This window comes from Legionella sp. PC1000, from assembly GCF_014109805.1.
Classification (GTDB): Bacteria; Pseudomonadota; Gammaproteobacteria; order Legionellales; family Legionellaceae; genus Legionella; species Legionella resiliens.
In genome coordinates this window covers 3,557,928-3,574,408 of the sequence record NZ_CP059400.1, presented here as the reverse complement: position 1 = coordinate 3,574,408, position 16,481 = coordinate 3,557,928, and the positions used below count along the sequence as shown (strand labels likewise).

Below are 16,481 nucleotides of genomic sequence, written 5' to 3'. Positions count from 1 at the left end.
GCCTGCGCCCCGCGGACAAGTTGTGGGATGTAGAAATAGAAGCTGAATTGGTTTTTCAGGCTACGTTTTTTTGAAACGCTTCATACAGATTTTAGAGTTAACGGCATGCATATGGTATCATTTTGTTTTAACCCATGTTTGTCGTAAACAATGAAGATAAAAATTTTCTTTTACAGCGCATTAGTGACTATTCAAGCGTTTGCTGCCCCACATTTCGTACCTGCAGAGCCTTCTTCTGCAGCGCGCTACGAAATCAATGGACCTGCATTATGTGCGACAGCCAAAGAAACTTTGGCTTATTTAAATAAAGGCAATTCCTATGATCCTCGGGTCATTCACGAAGGCAAAGTTTTTGCGATACCTCTTTCACGAGTCAAAGAAACTTTAATCTTTATTTGCCGTCACCAAAATGAATTAAACGATCCTGCTTTTATTAAAAAGCACTTTGATTTTGTTCGCTGGTATCCCGATCTGGAACAAGCCAAACCTCTAAGGGTGAAAAAATCACTCATTGTTCATTTACCTTCAGATAAAATTTTAATGACCAAGTATTATGTGCATCGAGCTAAAGCATCAACGAAACGCAGCGTTGCCTATCCTTTGGCTCTTTATGGGCTTCCTCGAGATGAAGAGCAACTGACACTCGAAGAGGCAGATGCAAAACCCGGACTGACACGTTTCCAATATGGGAAGCAAGCCATATTAAAAGGTGCATTGGCAAATAAAAATGTTCCTCCGCTCGCCTATCTTAATCGAGATGACTTGGAGGCAGCATTAATGCAAGGGACCATTATTGCGGATTTCCCGAATCATCAGACACAAATCTTTAATGTGCATCGCTGCAACAATATTGCCTATGACAAAGCCAAAAATCCTTATCTACAAGAGCGTTACTGGTACTTTAAATCCGTAACGGGTATCAAAGGTTATGGAAAAGATGCGGATCATAAAATTACGGTGAATACCGAAGTCACTTTTGCCGCCGATCTCGAACAGTTTGGTTTAGGAAAACTTTTGATGGTACAGTATCCGGGTCAGAAGGGAAAAATGGTGACACGAATCGGTATTTTTGCTGATACTGGTGGCGCATTCAAAAGTAATTTGTATCAAGTAGATTTTCTTGCGGGTAGTTATGCAGGGAGAGAAGCTTTCTCACAAGCAACTCGTCGCTTACCCGATTATGTGGAAGCCTATTTTATGGTGCTCAAAAAATAATATGAAAATTCTCCTATATTGCTCATTATTTATAAGTTCTCTGGTGCATGCATTTTCTTGCTATGATGCGCAAGAAATTCATCAGGCACCGATTCAATTTGATGAAAAACGCATTACTTTAACGCGACAGTACCAATTATCTCATTATGGAATTGAGTCTAAGTCAATTGAAATTGAACCGAAAATGATTGTCTTGCATTGGACATGTATTCCTACTCTTAAGGCAACCTTTCGTGTCTTTAATCCGCCTACATTTCCGCAAAATTCACCAAGAATTAAAGAATTGCCGGGTAACTTGAATGTATCAAGCCATTATTTAGTGGATCGCGATGGAGCGATTTATCAACTCATGCCCGAAAACTGGATGGCAAGACATGTTATAGGATTGAATCATTATGCGATTGGTATTGAAAATGTAGGGGGGATAGACGGCAAGGATGATTTAACGGAAGCACAGACGAAGGCAAATGCATTTTTAGTGTGTTATCTTAAAAAGAAATATCCGGAAATAGAATATGTCATTGGCCATAATGAGTATTTGAATTTTAAAAATACCCCCCTTTGGCTTGAGCGGGATCCGAATTATCAAACGGATAAAGAGGATCCGGGACCAGATTTTCTTAATCGGGTCATGAAATTAGTGCGGGGGAGTAAGAATATTCCACGCTAGCAACGATTCTGGATTTATCAAACAAATTAAAATGTAGCCTAGGTGCGTAGCGAAAGATTGGAGTTTATTTATGTTCCCGGGTTCCGTTACGCTGCACCTGTATCCTGAGCGCATTTCTGCCTACGCCCCGCGGCTTGTCCGCGGGGTCCAGTGTCTTAGCAGATCTTCTGGATCCCGTGGACAACCCCGCGAACAAGTCGTGGGGACGAGATGTAAGCATAGGGCTGGATTGATTCAGCGATGTGTGAAGATTCAGGTGCTGCATGCCAGGCTACGCGGGACTCTTATTTTGAAAAAAATGTATAGGTTTGTTTACTATGGAAAATTATTCTGCATCCCCTTGTTTTTTTATCTTTGGTTTCGGTTATACCGCCGAATTTTTAGCCAGAGAATTGCTTAAATTAAATTTTAAGGTGATTGGCACAACTCGCGATAAGAATAAGATTATAAATAGTGCTCAAAAACATTATAAACTTATTGATTTTTGTGAGAATGAAATAACAGCTCATCTAAGTAAAGCAACGCATATTTTAGTATGTATTCCCCCCGCAGAAAAAGCAGGAGACCCTGTGCTTTCATGTTTTAGTGATTTAATCAGTCAAAACAGAACGCATATCCAATGGCTGGGGTACTTGTCTTCTACCAGTGTTTATGGGGATCATCAAGGTGCTTGGGTAACTGAAGAGTCTAATTCTAGAGCAGCAGGAATGCAGGGTAAATCAAGATTAAGCACCGAAAATAAATGGATGTCGTTTGCCAGACAACACGAAATTCCGCTTTATATTTTCCGATTGGCAGGAATTTATGGACCGCATAGAAATGCAATCGAACGCATTATTGCTGGAAAAAAAGCCAGTATTTATAAGGAGGGCCAGTACTTCTCCAGAATTCATGTTGCGGATATTGCCTCCGTCATTTGTGCATCGATAAAAAACCCCCAACCGTATTCAGTCTATAATGTTGCTGATGATGAACCTACACCAGCCCACATTGTTGATGCGTATGCTGCATCATTACTCGGACATCCTCCCCTGCCACTTATATCCTGCGACATAGCAACCATGTCTTCCAGGGAAAAGCAGTTTTATACCAGCAACCGTCGTGTTTCTAATGCAAAAATTAAAGCAGAACTCAAGATAAACCTGCTCTATCCTTCCTACCGTGAGGGATTAAGTCAGCTTTTTAAAGACAGTTACCAGAAAAAAGAATAAAAAATCAAAGTCATCTAGGTTTAACCCTAATCCAAATGTTCTTCATCTTCTTGAGGTAGGAGCACTAGATTTTTAAGCATATTTTATCTTGGATATCTTTTGTCGCAGGGTTAAAACTTATATCATTTTATCCATGAAAAAACCGCTGATCTTCAGGGCAAATAATAATCAGGTCGTCTTGTAATATACAATCGATTGTAATTTATATAAAAATAGAATAAAAATTTGCTTAATGTTTTGTATTGCATGGACAGTGAAAATCTGTCAAAAAGTGTAATAATGAAGATTGAATCCCTTATCTCATCACAAACCTTCATACACTACGGACTGTTACATGCTGATAGGGACATTTTTGGTGTATATTTTTTCGACCCCATTTAAAACAGGATATATTGTCGATTATTAGCGCTAAAAAATTGAATAAAAATAATGAGAAAGGGATCAAATACCTTATGAAAATAAAATTACTAGCGCAGTCTCATATTTTAAGGAAAAAAAGTTCTTTGCTGTGTTGGCTTTTTAGTATTGTATTTTCAATGAATGGTTTTACGGGTCAGAGTGATACCGCGTTGATTAAAAAAATAAAAGATATTGAGAAAAAATCGAACACCGTGATGGGGGTTACTGCCATTTATATAGAGAAAAATAAGGTAATCGCCCATAACAGTAACCAACGTTTTTTCATGGCAAGTACCATCAAACTACCCATTGCGATGGCTTTTTTACATCGAGTCGATGAGAAAAAAGACTCATTGAATCGCGTGATTAAAATGGATTCCCGTAATTCAGTTCCTGGTTCCGGTGCTTTGCATTATTTATTCGAAAAGAAAAAACTAAATATTTCCTTGAAACAAATACTGATGCATACACTCAAAAATAGCGATAATAGTGCAAGTGATGCATTATTGCAGGCGGCAAATGGACCTCGATATGTAGCAAAACGGATGAATGCATTAGGATTCAAAAATATTTCCATTAATCGTTCCATTATGGAAATGTTTATAGATACAAATCATGTGGATCGTTCCTTTTTAAAAAAGCGTCAACCAGTGTATTCCTGGCAAAAAATATCTAATCGCGTCCCCCTTAAAGAAAAACAGCAGGCTTGGCAGCGCTTTCAAAAAGACCTACGTGATACAACAACACCGGATGATATGGCAAAACTGCTCGTGAAATTATATAAAAAACAAGCACTCTCGGAATCCAGTACCGATCTTCTTATGAAGATTATGGAGCAATGCCGCACGGGGCGCAGCAGAATAAAAGGATTATTGCCTGCCAATGTGAAAGTGGCTCATAAAACTGGAACATGGTCAATCTATGAACGAGACTATTTAAGGTATTCAGGCTCTAAAAAATTATATCGTTTTGTTAGCGATGTGGGGATTATTACCTTGCCTAATAATAAAGGGCATATTGCGATTGCAGTATATGTTAAATCACAATCAGCCAGTGATTATCCACGCAGTCGCGCCATAGCTCTTGCTAGTCGTGCTATTTATGATCATTTTATGAAGTAACCCGCAGCAGCGAAGTAGAATCGGGTATAGGAAACCCTGTATTCACTTCGGTTCCACTTCGCAGCACAAGCCACAGGCCTGTATTCAAAAAAACATTAGAAAAGCTTTCCTATTTCGTATACTCTGTCACAAAAATAAACTTTAAGAACAAGGAGGTTGTGATGCGCCGTTGTTTGACTTTGATTATTAATGGACTTATCTATTTTTTCATGAGTTTTGGTATATATGCTCAGTTACCCTGCGATTATGAGAATTTATCTGCTGCCGAAAAGCAAATTTTATTATGGAATGAAATTACCTTAAGCAATGCAGAAGATCCTTTACCTCCACTGACTGGCAATAGTTATAACGAGGTCCTTGAAAAAATAAAAGGATTGTTTAATTTAAAACCTACATTCGATCATTCCAGTGATGAAATACCTGAAGGTCGAGTAAAAATTATTCATGCCAATGGTTCAGTAGCAAAAATTGCTTTAATCCCTGTTGCGGGCCATCCTTTTACTGGTATTTACCAGTCCGGTGGAGTTGGTGTAGCACGTCTTTCTTTAGCGACTCCTCCTACTGACGACACTTATATTCCGGGTATGGCCATCAAAATTTTAGTCTCCAAACATCCCTCTTTAAACCTGCATATAATGAATTTACTTGAGGGGCAAAATGAGAATTGGAATTATTTTGCGAAAGATTTTTCAAATAAAATACCCCATCCCACCAGTTGGACATTAACCGCGATTGAGAAAATATTCGAATTCACTCGGGATCCCGCGAATAATCTTCCCCTGTGGCATTTAGCTGCTTGGACGAATGAAGGTAAATACAAAGGCATTCCAATATTTCCTGAGCGAATCTACTTCAGACCAACTGAATTAGTCAAAGATCTCATTGCTGAGGATTCGCGTGAGGATTTTAGAGTTTCCTTTTTACAAGTGCCTATGGGCCCCCTCTATGAAATATATGGAGAATATCAAGGTGCAGAGTACCATATAGGAACATTAATGCTGGAAAGTCCTTTATTAGCTTCGAATTATGGTGATAAGAAATTATTTTTCCAACATCAACGATAATAAGAGCTTCTATTTATTGTCATTGCCATCAGTTAAGAAGTATCTCGCGGGGTCCAGGTGAGAAATTCCCGGATTCCGCGAACAATAACCCTTGTTTTTAGTTGATTAGATTCATAGAAGAAAAAAACATTATTTTGTCTTCTTGTTCCTCTGACGCGATGCTCATTTCTCTTGGACTCGGTTTGACTGTTTGCAAATCAATGAGTGGCTTTGAAAGAGGTACAATGGGTTTTCCGAGAAGAGCTAATTTTTTTATACTGCCATCGAGCTCATTATTTGGGGAAATTTTAAGCGGTTCTTGTTTCTTTCGCTCTTTGAGTTCTAAGCTGTATTCATCTGAATTAAGCACTTTATATCTTAAAACATTACGAAGATAAAATTCTGATGGTGTTTTAGCTCCAATTTTATCGCGATTCTCAATGATATAACGAAACGTCTGATCGATTTTTTGCTCTTCAGTCTTTCGTGGATCCTTGCCGCAAAGTGTGTCCAGATTATAAATATGGGCCAAAGTGCTCTGAAATCCATCATGTCCATGGACATAATTAATCGTGTATCCATTGTGTGTTGCAGGTCTCGCGGTTTCCGTTTCCTTTGCTTCATTCCAGCGATTCCAGAAAAGATAAATTAAAGGCCATGCAGCTCTTTCCTGTTCTGACATGTTCGTTCTGTCAAGAATCGCATCAGTATGAAAGAGGGAATGAATGGTATTGCTCTCAATGTGGGATTGAAATTGGTGATTCATTTGATCAATCGTTGTTGCTAAGGCTTCACTCGTAGAATCGTCGTAGTTCACTCCAAGACTTTTAGCCATCAATTGTAGGGCGTCAAAACGGATGGGAGCATGACTAAATAAGGTAATTCCCTTTTCGCTTATGGTGTAATCCAGTATCTTTAAGGTAGGTTTATAGCTTTCATTAACTAAATGGATTAAATCTGAATGAGGGACAATTTCTTGATCAAGCAAAAGCTTAAGCCCCCAAAACGAAGGAGTTTGAAAATCACCGATATAACCCTGAGGGACAAATGGATGTCCTGCTATCATTTGCTCGTATGCGTAAATAAATTCACTTCCATGGTTCGAAACAAGAATGGTTAATGGGCAATGATTTCGATGAAGCAAATTAAGAATTCTTAAGGTGAAATAATCACAATTTCCACGATCAGCAACTTCATCACCAAGAAGACGAACGATTGTTTGCTTATCAGAGACTCTCAATTGAGCCATGAAGTGATTAAATTGGGCAACACAGTCAGCCAGCTTATTTTTAGGTTCGCTTAATTTTTGATTTAATTTTTTTTGTTCATCTTCAGCGGCATGTAATTTTTCCAGTGTTTGCTGCCGCAATTGGGACAAAGTTTGGTATTGTTGCGTTTCTTTTGTTTCAATTAATTGTTTATCAAGATTTGCAATTCGTTCTTTTGCATTTTCGATTTTTATTTGTGTAAATTGCAAAAGTGTACGGTTTTCCAGATACTCTTGAAGAATCTCACCATACTGTTCATAAAGTGTCACAAATTGTTGATAAGCTTTCTCAACATCATTCACTTCATCTTTAAATTGAATGATTTGATGACGCAAGAGGAAGTGGATGAGTTTAATTGGGTTACCATGTAAATCACCGAGGGTGATCGAGCCTAAATTGTGTTCGAATTCACTTGGATACTTATAAATATCAACGTTTTTATTTATAAGATGATTGGTCATCCATTAACCCAGATAAGATTCCTTATTTTGAAGAAAATAATTGATCCGATTTTAAATATCAAATAAGAGAGTGTGAATGAGTTTCTAAAATTAGAGATTATAGCTCGATCTATAATAAATCATTATGGGTCTTAATTTGGATCCGATTGTGAGCCAGGTAAAACAGGAAAAATAAAATGAATGAATTAATTATGGCTTTGCCTAAGGTTGAACTTCATATTCATATAGAAGGTACGCTTGAACCGGATTTAATGTTCTTGTTAGCAGAACGAAATAAAATTCCATTACCCTACGCAAATCCTGATGAACTTTATGCAGCTTATCAATTTACTGATCTGCAATCTTTTTTAAATCTTTATTATGCAGGAACTAATGTTTTGCAAACTGAAGAAGATTTTTATGATTTAACCTGGGCTTACATTCAAAAAATAAACCCACAAAATGTACGTCACACAGAAATTTTTTTTGATCCGCAAACGCATACTGCTCGAGGAATTGATATTGGGGTGGTGATACAGGGGATTCATAAGGCCCTGGAACAGGCAAAAAAACAATTCAATATAAGCTCCGAGATGATTTTATGTTTTTTGAGAGATTTGCCTGAAGAAGATGCTTTGCGTACTTTAGAAAGTGCCTTGAAGTATCAAGATAAATTTATTGCTGTGGGATTGGATTCTGCTGAGCGTGATCATCCTCCCCGAGATTTTGTTTCGGTATTTGCTAAGGCAAGAGCTCATGGTTTATTAACCGTTGCTCATGCAGGCGAAGAAGGACCGGCTGCTTATATCACTGAAGCTTTGGATCTCTTAAAGGTATCTCGCGTTGACCATGGTGTGCGCTGTTTAGAAGATATGGAACTTGTAGCGCGCTTACAAAAACAACAAATACCGCTTACAGTGTGCCCCTTATCGAATATTAAACTGTGTGTTTTTAAGACCATGAACGAACATCCTATTCAAAAAATGCTAAATATGGGGTTGGCTGTTACGATTAATTCGGATGATCCTGCGTATTTCTCCGGCTACATAGAAGAAAATTATCGGGCTGTAGCAGATACGTTCCAATTAACCCCCCAGGAGTTAATTCAATTGGCACGAAATAGTATACAAGCAAGTTTTTGTACCCCGCAGCGAAAACAACAATTAGTGTCGGAACTTGATGCGGTGATTAAGAGTTTCATACGCAATAACACGTTGTAGAAATCATAAATTGATGCATGACATTTCATTATAGATATCGCCAATCACAATAAACCTGTTTTGTTTCGTTACAGCAAAGAAGGGAGACACATATGTAACCCTTCTTATTTGAGAAAGAGAAGGCTCAAGTTTAAAAAGGAAAGGCAGATAATCACGATAAAGGTTATAGTCATTCCCTGCATACGATATTTAAGATGGTGCTTTTCTTTAAGGAACGCATATGCATGGATAATTCGCCCTACAATAAAGAAAAAAACCAAGATTAACAGAACTATCCAGTTTGCCTGGTTTGCTTCAGCACAAAGAAGTAATATTAAAATAAGGGGAGCATATTCGTTGAAATTGCCGTGTGCTCTTATTGCCATTTCCAACTCAGTAAATTCGTTACAACCCAAGACAACTTTATATTTGCGTCGCAGTTTAATAACCTGAAGTGAAAGATAAATATAGCCTAGTGCTAATAATGAGCCGGTAAGGGTTGTAATCGGATACATTTGTGTTCCCTCAATAAAAATAAAAAAATAGCGCCTCTTACTCATTCATTGTTGCAGAATTCAGCATCATTATAAAATCATTAAAGCAATGCTGAACTTGATTAAGAGCCATTAACCAAGGCACATGGCCTGCTTGAGCTATTATCTTATTGATATTGTTTTTCCCTTGGAATCCTTTATTTTCCAGGAAGATTTTTGGGGGACAAATAAAGTCATTTTCGCTGGCAATGGTCATTGTGGGTATGGATTCGGGAAACCATTTGCAGGAATAATCCGGATAAAAATGTTCAATGGCATGATAATAAGCTGTATTATTAAAAGCAAAAAGAGGGATGATTTTTTCCCCTTCTTTCAATTCATCCGCAGTAAAACAATAATATTTATAAGTATCCCAGAATTCTTTGTATGCTTCATCTGATGGGGCTAAATGATATTGAGTGGCTGCAGGAACCAAATCAGGTAAATGATGTTGCTGTTGCATGGCGCTTACATGTTCAAAAAAACTGTTTTTGGTCGTGGTATTCATTAACACCAGTCCTGATATCTGGTCTTTTAGTTCGGGAAAATTTAACGCGAACATTCCTGCAAAACTATGGGTGACCAATACCGGCTTGGGAAAGGATTTTAACAAATCAATTAAACCGTTTTGCCAATATTTGAAGTTCAGTTCGCCTTGGGTATTGGAACCATCTTGGGGGAAATCTAAAAGAAAAATCGACCCTGGCAAATGCAATTTGTTACACAAATCAGTGAGGTACTCCGCTCCCAGTCCTGGACCACCAGGCAAAAATAACCAGGAATATCCATCCTCTTCAGCGAGTTGTTTTATCCTGTAACCATATTTAGTGTATTTCATGCGCAGACTATCTCTTTTTAGCGAGTATTTATCATATCACATCGATTAGTTGAATTAATGTTGCATTAACATTTATAGTGGATTAGGTACGCTTTCATTAACTCGAAATATGTATGTAGCCGAACTATTGAAACAGGGAGTGTAGTGTGGAAAAAACATACCGTATTGTTTTTTTATGTCTTTTTTTAATTTCGGGGCAGGTATATGCAACTGTTGCTTATCTTAGATACAGTGGCAAATGTCAATTCACGCTTACTCGAGAGAGATATGCTTATTGTTTGGAAAAAGAGATGGTTTTTTATGATAGGGAATTTAGCCAACTTTATAGTCATTTAACACCTGAGGCATCACTACTTGCAACGGACGCATTAGCAACTCAGATTATCGAACCCAATTGTGATGCTATTGCAATGAAAATTGGTGCAGGTTTGGAATATCATATTGCGTTTCGAATCTGTATGATTCACATCACCAAAGAAAAAATTGCCTGCATCAAAAGGTTTATTCCCTGCCAAATGTGCTGGGGTAGAAAATTGGTTAATTCACTAAGAAAGCCTTATTTATTCTTGGAGAATGTTTCGGTTCATGTATCAGATCCCACGTGATTGTGTAAATGCATCGTTGAGTACTTTCGATTGGGATTGGGAATATCCCCTCTCATGAGTGGAGAGGGGCTAATTTTATTTAATTTGTTGAGGAAGGCTTGGATGCGACGACACTATCAGCACACACATCCGCAACACCATCAATTGCGTCATAATACTGTTTATCGGTCATATCATTTGATTTTTTGAGTAGTTCGACTAATTTAGGTTTAGCGCATTCGCAATAGGCAGTAATGAATTTTTTATCTTCGTCAGATGGTTTGGGGAGAATAAGTTCCCATCTGTCCTTACAATAATCAGTAATATCACTATCTTTTGCTTTGCTCAAGCCGACATCATCTTCGATGGAATCCATCGTATCATGCAGCAAAGTTCTTGACATACATAGCTTAACTGCTTTTTGAAAGGCCACTTCATTATCTAATGGCTGTTTTACCGCGCAAGCACAATATTTTTCACCAAAATTCTTAAAATCTACTTTGTCTTTTGCTTCATCTGCTTTTTTCATCCAGGCATCCGTACAACGCGTTTGAAGGTCTCCCCCTGCAGAATCTGCATTAGCTGATAGGGAAAACAGTATTGTAAGAGCAAAAATACTGATTCCCTTTAAAAAAGACCGATTCATAATATGTCACTCCTTTGATTGTAAATAGCACTGTCTTGACATTGAGCATAGCTAATATCGTGCCGGTATTCTATAACTTTTTGAAAATTTAGTTTTTATCACAATTTCAGCTAAATACGATGTTTTAAAAAAAGAGAGCCGGAACAAGGGAATCTTGGACTGGCTTGTCTGCGTTACGGTACTCAAAAGCTGTCATCCCTGCGTAGGCAGGGATCCATTTACAATATCTATCTAATTACACAGTGCTCTTACTGCATGAGTCCCTAAATCGGTAACCTGAGCTTTAGTGCCAGGATCTGCCAATACTGGAATTTGTTGCATGTTGGTTAGAGTCCAGACTAAATAGTCACCTTGTTTAAAGGTAGTGCCATTGAATTTGCCTTTTCCACTTAGAACCTGAATAGAAATCGAGTTTTTTGCGCTTGAGACCAAATGTACTTCACATAACATGGAGATTGCTTGCTTATTTGTATTTGTTAAAACCATGGGTTTATTGGGCTCAAGATTGATTTCAATCGGCGCCACTGAAGGAAAAGCAGAAGTACTCGCTGCTATAACTAAGATACAGGGGAATAATTTATTGGGAAATCGATTCATAATAGTCCTTGTCATTTATATTGTTATTTCATCAAGAAAAGCAAAAGTTAAAATAATGTGTTTCGATGAAAAAATCCATTTTTGTATCTTAGTTAATGAGGACTAGCAGATACCCAAAAAATAGGTGAGATTGCAATGAGTTGTATCTATCGAATCTAGTCTTTGAGTAATTAGGTTTTTAACTGAGAAGAAAAATTATTCTGCAGAGCATCCACAAACTCTCTAACTGTATGCACTTCCTTACCGACGAGTTCATTTGCTTTACCGGTTTTAACGAAGGCCCTTAATTCTTTGCCTAAATTACCATCTCTCAAAGTGGCAATATGCTCCTCGGAGAAAACAACTTTCTCGCCCTGCAATGCACGCTGGATCTCCTTAACAGCATTGCGTTTTTGCGTCAGGCTTTTCTGGACACAAAAGAAAAAATCATGGAAATATTCCTTAATTTTTCCTGAAGAATCAACTACTTTTTCTCTATCTTCCAGATAGCCTGATAAAAGCTTATTGATGTCATATTCTCTAATCTTTTCCTTGTTGCCAGCTAGATTATAACCTGTAATAATTGCCTTTAGACTAGCTCCATGCTTGGTTCGATACTCTTCAACTTTTGCATGATTGCCAGCTAAAGCGTAACTCTCAACAATCGCATTAACATCTGCGTTGAATTTCGTACGGTATTCTTCAACTTTGTCATGATTTTCCGCTGAAGCATAGCCTTGTGCTATCGGATTAGCTCGGGCTCCATGCCTGGTTTGATATTCATCAACTTTTTCATAATTGCCAACCATAGCATAGCTTTGGGCAATCACATCAACATTTACCTTATAGTCTTTCCGATACTCTTCAACTTTATCGTAATTTTCAGCCAAAGCATAACCTTGAACAATTGCAGTAATCATTGCTTTACTGAAGTTTTGATCACGGCTTGTATCGGCGAGATTTTGATAGTAATGAACTTGGTCGTAATTTCCTGCTAAAGCATAATACTTAGCAATTGAAAACAGGCTTACATGATGTGTTGTCCGATATTCTTGAACTTTTGCATGATTTCCAGCGAGAGCATAGCCTTTGGCAATCATTAGCGGTTTTGCACCATGATTGATCCGATATTCTTCAACTTTTATATGATTTCCTGCTAGAGCATAACCTTCGGCAATCGCATGAACGCTTGCTTTATATCGCGTTCGATATTCTTCAACTTTCGCGTGATCCCCAGTGATTGCATAGCCCTGGGCAATTGCATCGATGCATTCTTTATGTTTCTTACGATATTGTTCAACTTGATAGTGATACCCTGTTATTGCGTAGCCTTGGGCAATCGAACGAACATTTGCCGGGGTCTGATAGTTTTTGACTTGTGTATGTTGTCCCGTTAAAGCATAACCTCTAGCAATGGCATTAATGTTTGCTTTATGGTGTTCCCAGTAATAAAGCACTTGCTCATGATTACCCGCACAAGCGTAGCCTTCAGCAATTGCATGAACACTGGCTTTAAATTTTTTTCTATAGTGTTCAACCTGGTCATCATTTTTTGCAAAAGCATATCCTTGGGCGATTGCATGGACGCTTGCTTTATATTTCGCCTGATACTCTCCCACCATCAGGGTGTTTCCAGCTACAGCATAGCCTTGAGCAATGATGTCAATGTTTGCTTTATACAGTCTGCGGTAGTCATCGACTTTATCGTGTTTTCCGGCTATTGCATAAGCATAGGCAATGGAATCAACGCTTGCACCTAGCTCCCGTAACCATTCTACTTGCTTAAATTGTCCTTTTAATGCTAATTCAGCCGCCGGCGTAAGTAACGGATGATCGCTCATTTTAGGGTCAATATGTGCTTCATTTATTCTTCTGCGTAAATCTTCCTTATCCGTTGCTTGTACTGTTGATAGGTATATATGGGAATACATGAAGTTTATCTTATAAGACATTATGGATTTTAATTGTACATCAAATAACTTTATGAGTCGATTTGTAAATGAAATGAAATTACTTAATGAGGATTGAAAAGTTAGAAATCCCATGTAAAATTTTCATGTGAACATTTTGGACTCAAATTCATTAGGGATGATTAAATGCTTAAAAAACTTCTTATCTGTGCTTCCTTTTTCTTATTTTCGCTTGCGGCCTACAGTATGCCTGATGAAGAGAAAGCCTATCTTGCGAATCAATGCTATGAACTGTCGCAAAAAATTGAGGAATTAAATGTTAATCAAACAAATCCTTGCTCATCCATAATACAAGAATCTGCAAAATTAGTAGAACATAGTGGAAAATTTATCTTAAAAGAATACTGGTTTAATGCCAGAACCAATCTACATCGTTCTTACAGATTATTGAATGACGCGAATCAAATGAATTGTAAAACTGCTGCAGCAATTTCTGCTGCCCAAAAAGGTATCGATGACATCTTGGAACAAATATATGGTTTAGAGTAAAAAGAGAAAAACCAATGGCAATAAGAATGATGGGTTGATGACTGGTCTCTAAAAAGGAAAGACAAATGAAAATTATTGTAGTAGGTGGAACCGGATTAATAGGTGACGCGGTATGTAAAGAGCTCAAACAACGTCATACAGTGGTTACAGTCGGACATACTAGTGGTGATTTTCAAGTTGACATTAGAGATGCACGTTCCATTGAATTGCTTTACAAATCAATAGGTTCGTTCGATGCAGTCGTTGCTGTAACGGGTGAAGTATACTTTGAAACGTTAATGGGTTTTACTGAAGAACAATATGCTATTGGTCTGAATAGTAAATTGATGGGGCAAGTCAGGCTCGTATTAATTGGCCACAAATACATCAATAAAGGCGGTTCATTTACTTTAACAAGCGGTATTTTAAGCCATGATCCAATCCTTATGGGAACATCTGCAGCTATGGTAAATGGGGCAATCGATTCTTTTGTAAGAAGCGCAGCGATTGAATTACCTCATCATCTTCGTATCAATGCAGTAAGTCCTACAGTAATATCCGAAGCAATGAATCGGTATGCACCCTTTTTTCGTGGTTTTGAACCGGTTCCAGTTAATCGAGTTGCTTTGGCTTATAGTAAAAGTGTCGAAGGAGCTCAAACTGGGATGGTTTATTCCGTTGAATAAAATTTCATAATTCGCAATATGATTGATTTGATGGCATGCTGGAGTGGCTGAGTTATTGAGGAATGATTTTAAAATGCAAACGGGAAGATTCATGTTTTTGTGTTTTTCTATTTATTTGCAGCAAAAATTAATGGGGCTGTTCCTATGGATTTAATGTTTCATAACAAACCCATAGAGCCTTCCAGAATCTTACCCCGCCTATGATCTTCTGGCACTATCCAAGAAGTTAGACCCCAAAGTTAAAGCTTATGATGATTTAGCAGCATGTGCCGTTTGCTGCGTTGCTAAAGCATATTATCAGGTGAACTCCCATGCGCAATTGAAATTAAATTATGTGGATTTAGGAACCATTGAAGAGACCCAAGAACTGCCCGATCAAGGTTCACTGCAGCCATGTTTTAATCAATTAATCACTACTTATGTTACTGCAGGCAAAACTTAGTTAAAGCAAAATATGCTCGATAAATTTGCAGCAAAATTTAAGCAAAGATGTAAGAAAAATTAAAATGGCTTTATATACTGTTTCACGCCATCTATAAGGAGAACTGCGTGCTGTGTACCCTGGTTGCTCATATCTATCCGGTACTCTCCTTAATTCCTAATTTGAGCTATGCTTATTTCAAATACGCCAGCGCAATATTGTGTTCTAGAGTGATTCAGGGAGAATCCCAAAATGAGCTATTTTAATGCAAAGGACCCCCTATGTGAGACTCAAGGATGTCCCGAGCAAGTGAGCATGGCACTTATTCCTCGATCAGTTGATCTTGGCGGGTTTCGAGTAGATCGCATTTTACCATCGAGGGAACAAAGAACTGTAGGTCCATTTGTTTTCTGGGACCAAGCGGGGCCTAGTGAACTGCTTATGGGCAAAGGCATTGATATACTCCCGCACCCCCATATCGGTTTATCAACCCTGACCTATTTATTTTCTGGAAAGCTGGAACATCGTGATACGCTCGGCAGTCATCAAATCATTGTCCCTGGTGATGTGAACATGATGACTGCTGGCAGAGGGATTGCTCATTCCGAACGTACGCCGCACCAGGATCGTTTCTACCCCCACCCTTTTTTTGGTATCCAATGCTGGTTGGCATTGCCCCTTAACAAAGAGGAAACGAACCCTTCATTCACCCATTATGATAAAAGTGCCATTCCTATGCACAATGAAGATAAAAATATAAGTTTGCGAATCATTGCGGGAGAATGGATGGGATTAAAATCATCGGTCATCACTCAAAATGAGGCGCTTTTTGTTGAATGTAAATTGAAGGCTCATGCCAAGTGGATCATTCCATCAACAGTAGAAGAACGGGCAATTCATATTTTGAATGGTAAGATAACATTTGGGGCTACCCAATATGATGCCACAACAATGCTTATTCTTAAAGCAGGAGCGGAAATCAAAGTAACGGCGCTCTCAGATGTACATATGATTATTTTGGGGGGACCGGCTCTTGAACAACGTCGGTATCTTTGGTGGAATTTTGTAGCCAGTTCGCAAGAAAGAATTGAACAGGCCAAATTGGATTGGAAAGAAGGAAAGTTTGGAAAAATACCTGGCGATGAACATGAATTCATTCCTTTGCCAGAATAAACGTTTACGGAGATGTCTCC

17 protein-coding genes are annotated in these 16,481 nt (G+C 38.2%); 11 read left to right on the top strand and 6 right to left on the bottom strand.

What is annotated here, in order from left to right; translation table 11 throughout:
* Positions 1-150 precede the first annotated feature (150 nt).
* The 5 genes from FOLKNPGA_RS15760 to FOLKNPGA_RS15740 all read left to right on the top strand — a co-directional run bounded on the left by FOLKNPGA_RS15760 (position 151) and on the right by FOLKNPGA_RS15740 (position 5,680).
* Positions 151-1,215 (top strand): hypothetical protein, encoded by a 1,065-nt coding sequence (locus tag FOLKNPGA_RS15760; RefSeq protein ID WP_182350777.1) that lies wholly within the window; start codon positions 151-153, stop codon positions 1,213-1,215.
* Between the two features lies 1 nt (position 1,216).
* Positions 1,217-1,885, top strand: a complete 669-nt coding sequence (locus FOLKNPGA_RS15755; RefSeq protein WP_182350776.1) for an N-acetylmuramoyl-L-alanine amidase — start codon at positions 1,217-1,219, stop codon at positions 1,883-1,885.
* Positions 1,886-2,202: 317 nt separating this feature from the next.
* Entirely contained in the window at positions 2,203-3,096 is an 894-nt protein-coding gene (locus tag FOLKNPGA_RS15750; protein ID WP_182350775.1) for an SDR family oxidoreductase, read from the top strand.
* Between the two features lie 452 nt (positions 3,097-3,548).
* Positions 3,549-4,616: a class A beta-lactamase gene (gene bla / locus FOLKNPGA_RS15745; RefSeq protein WP_182350774.1), complete on the top strand. Its 1,068-nt coding sequence runs from the start codon at positions 3,549-3,551 to the stop codon at positions 4,614-4,616.
* Positions 4,617-4,777: 161 nt separating this feature from the next.
* Positions 4,778-5,680 (top strand): hypothetical protein, encoded by a 903-nt coding sequence (locus FOLKNPGA_RS15740; protein WP_182350773.1) that lies wholly within the window; start codon positions 4,778-4,780, stop codon positions 5,678-5,680.
* Between the two features lie 97 nt (positions 5,681-5,777).
* Here FOLKNPGA_RS15740 and wip read toward each other — a convergent pair whose 3' ends face one another.
* The gene (gene wip / locus FOLKNPGA_RS15735) at positions 5,778-7,388 is read right to left on the bottom strand and encodes a Dot/Icm T4SS effector Wip (protein WP_182350772.1); all 1,611 of its coding nucleotides are present in this window, start codon (positions 7,386-7,388) and stop codon (positions 5,778-5,780) included.
* Positions 7,389-7,564: 176 nt separating this feature from the next.
* Here wip and FOLKNPGA_RS15730 point away from each other — a divergent pair, with 176 nt between their 5' ends.
* The gene (locus tag FOLKNPGA_RS15730; protein WP_182350771.1) at positions 7,565-8,587 is read left to right on the top strand and encodes an adenosine deaminase; all 1,023 of its coding nucleotides are present in this window, start codon (positions 7,565-7,567) and stop codon (positions 8,585-8,587) included.
* A gap of 104 nt (positions 8,588-8,691) precedes the next feature.
* Here FOLKNPGA_RS15730 and FOLKNPGA_RS15725 read toward each other — a convergent pair whose 3' ends face one another.
* Both FOLKNPGA_RS15725 and FOLKNPGA_RS15720 read right to left on the bottom strand, forming a co-directional pair.
* Entirely contained in the window at positions 8,692-9,081 is a 390-nt protein-coding gene (locus tag FOLKNPGA_RS15725) for an MAPEG family protein (protein ID WP_182350770.1), read from the bottom strand.
* Positions 9,082-9,118: 37 nt separating this feature from the next.
* A complete protein-coding gene (locus FOLKNPGA_RS15720) occupies positions 9,119-9,937 on the bottom strand; it encodes an alpha/beta hydrolase (protein WP_182350769.1) in 819 nt (272 codons plus the stop codon).
* A gap of 146 nt (positions 9,938-10,083) precedes the next feature.
* Here FOLKNPGA_RS15720 and FOLKNPGA_RS15715 point away from each other — a divergent pair, with 146 nt between their 5' ends.
* Positions 10,084-10,542 carry a hypothetical protein gene (locus FOLKNPGA_RS15715; RefSeq protein WP_182350768.1) on the top strand — a complete coding sequence of 153 codons (459 nt, stop codon included), beginning with the start codon at positions 10,084-10,086 and terminating at the stop codon, positions 10,540-10,542.
* A 79-nt stretch (positions 10,543-10,621) separates the two neighbouring features.
* Here FOLKNPGA_RS15715 and FOLKNPGA_RS15710 read toward each other — a convergent pair whose 3' ends face one another.
* The 3 genes from FOLKNPGA_RS15710 to FOLKNPGA_RS15700 all read right to left on the bottom strand — a co-directional run bounded on the left by FOLKNPGA_RS15710 (position 10,622) and on the right by FOLKNPGA_RS15700 (position 13,674).
* On the bottom strand, positions 10,622-11,167 hold the full coding sequence (locus FOLKNPGA_RS15710; RefSeq protein WP_182350767.1) for a hypothetical protein: 546 nt from the start codon (positions 11,165-11,167) through the stop codon (positions 10,622-10,624).
* Positions 11,168-11,398: 231 nt separating this feature from the next.
* Positions 11,399-11,764, bottom strand: coding sequence for a hypothetical protein (locus tag FOLKNPGA_RS15705; protein WP_182350766.1), 366 nt, complete (start codon positions 11,762-11,764; stop codon positions 11,399-11,401).
* A gap of 170 nt (positions 11,765-11,934) precedes the next feature.
* The gene (locus FOLKNPGA_RS15700) at positions 11,935-13,674 is read right to left on the bottom strand and encodes a hypothetical protein (protein ID WP_182350765.1); all 1,740 of its coding nucleotides are present in this window, start codon (positions 13,672-13,674) and stop codon (positions 11,935-11,937) included.
* A gap of 165 nt (positions 13,675-13,839) precedes the next feature.
* Between FOLKNPGA_RS15700 and FOLKNPGA_RS15695 the strand changes: the two genes are divergently transcribed.
* The 4 genes from FOLKNPGA_RS15695 to FOLKNPGA_RS15680 all read left to right on the top strand — a co-directional run bounded on the left by FOLKNPGA_RS15695 (position 13,840) and on the right by FOLKNPGA_RS15680 (position 16,461).
* Entirely contained in the window at positions 13,840-14,202 is a 363-nt protein-coding gene (locus FOLKNPGA_RS15695) for a hypothetical protein (RefSeq protein WP_182350764.1), read from the top strand.
* A gap of 65 nt (positions 14,203-14,267) precedes the next feature.
* Positions 14,268-14,867 (top strand): short chain dehydrogenase, encoded by a 600-nt coding sequence (locus tag FOLKNPGA_RS15690; protein WP_182350763.1) that lies wholly within the window; start codon positions 14,268-14,270, stop codon positions 14,865-14,867.
* 301 nt (positions 14,868-15,168) lie between these two features.
* Positions 15,169-15,309: a hypothetical protein gene (locus tag FOLKNPGA_RS15685; protein ID WP_182350762.1), complete on the top strand. Its 141-nt coding sequence runs from the start codon at positions 15,169-15,171 to the stop codon at positions 15,307-15,309.
* A 231-nt stretch (positions 15,310-15,540) separates the two neighbouring features.
* The gene (locus FOLKNPGA_RS15680) at positions 15,541-16,461 is read left to right on the top strand and encodes a pirin family protein (protein WP_182350761.1); all 921 of its coding nucleotides are present in this window, start codon (positions 15,541-15,543) and stop codon (positions 16,459-16,461) included.
* Positions 16,462-16,481 lie beyond the last annotated feature (20 nt).

What these genes read in the sequence shown, in the direction of transcription:
- FOLKNPGA_RS15760 (WP_182350777.1), top strand. Translation starts at nt 151, where the DNA reads ATGAAGATAAAAATTTTCTTTTACAGCGCATTAGTGACTATTCAAGCG.
- FOLKNPGA_RS15755 (WP_182350776.1), top strand. Translation starts at nt 1,217, where the DNA reads ATGAAAATTCTCCTATATTGCTCATTATTTATAAGTTCTCTGGTGCAT.
- FOLKNPGA_RS15750 (WP_182350775.1), top strand. Translation starts at nt 2,203, where the DNA reads ATGGAAAATTATTCTGCATCCCCTTGTTTTTTTATCTTTGGTTTCGGT.
- bla (WP_182350774.1), top strand. Translation starts at nt 3,549, where the DNA reads ATGAAAATAAAATTACTAGCGCAGTCTCATATTTTAAGGAAAAAAAGT.
- FOLKNPGA_RS15740 (WP_182350773.1), top strand. Translation starts at nt 4,778, where the DNA reads ATGCGCCGTTGTTTGACTTTGATTATTAATGGACTTATCTATTTTTTC.
- wip (WP_182350772.1), bottom strand. Translation starts at nt 7,388, where the DNA reads ATGACCAATCATCTTATAAATAAAAACGTTGATATTTATAAGTATCCA.
- FOLKNPGA_RS15730 (WP_182350771.1), top strand. Translation starts at nt 7,565, where the DNA reads ATGAATGAATTAATTATGGCTTTGCCTAAGGTTGAACTTCATATTCAT.
- FOLKNPGA_RS15725 (WP_182350770.1), bottom strand. Translation starts at nt 9,081, where the DNA reads ATGTATCCGATTACAACCCTTACCGGCTCATTATTAGCACTAGGCTAT.
- FOLKNPGA_RS15720 (WP_182350769.1), bottom strand. Translation starts at nt 9,937, where the DNA reads ATGAAATACACTAAATATGGTTACAGGATAAAACAACTCGCTGAAGAG.
- FOLKNPGA_RS15710 (WP_182350767.1), bottom strand. Translation starts at nt 11,167, where the DNA reads ATGAATCGGTCTTTTTTAAAGGGAATCAGTATTTTTGCTCTTACAATA.
- FOLKNPGA_RS15705 (WP_182350766.1), bottom strand. Translation starts at nt 11,764, where the DNA reads ATGAATCGATTTCCCAATAAATTATTCCCCTGTATCTTAGTTATAGCA.
- FOLKNPGA_RS15700 (WP_182350765.1), bottom strand. Translation starts at nt 13,674, where the DNA reads ATGTATTCCCATATATACCTATCAACAGTACAAGCAACGGATAAGGAA.
- FOLKNPGA_RS15695 (WP_182350764.1), top strand. Translation starts at nt 13,840, where the DNA reads ATGCTTAAAAAACTTCTTATCTGTGCTTCCTTTTTCTTATTTTCGCTT.
- FOLKNPGA_RS15690 (WP_182350763.1), top strand. Translation starts at nt 14,268, where the DNA reads ATGAAAATTATTGTAGTAGGTGGAACCGGATTAATAGGTGACGCGGTA.
- FOLKNPGA_RS15680 (WP_182350761.1), top strand. Translation starts at nt 15,541, where the DNA reads ATGAGCTATTTTAATGCAAAGGACCCCCTATGTGAGACTCAAGGATGT.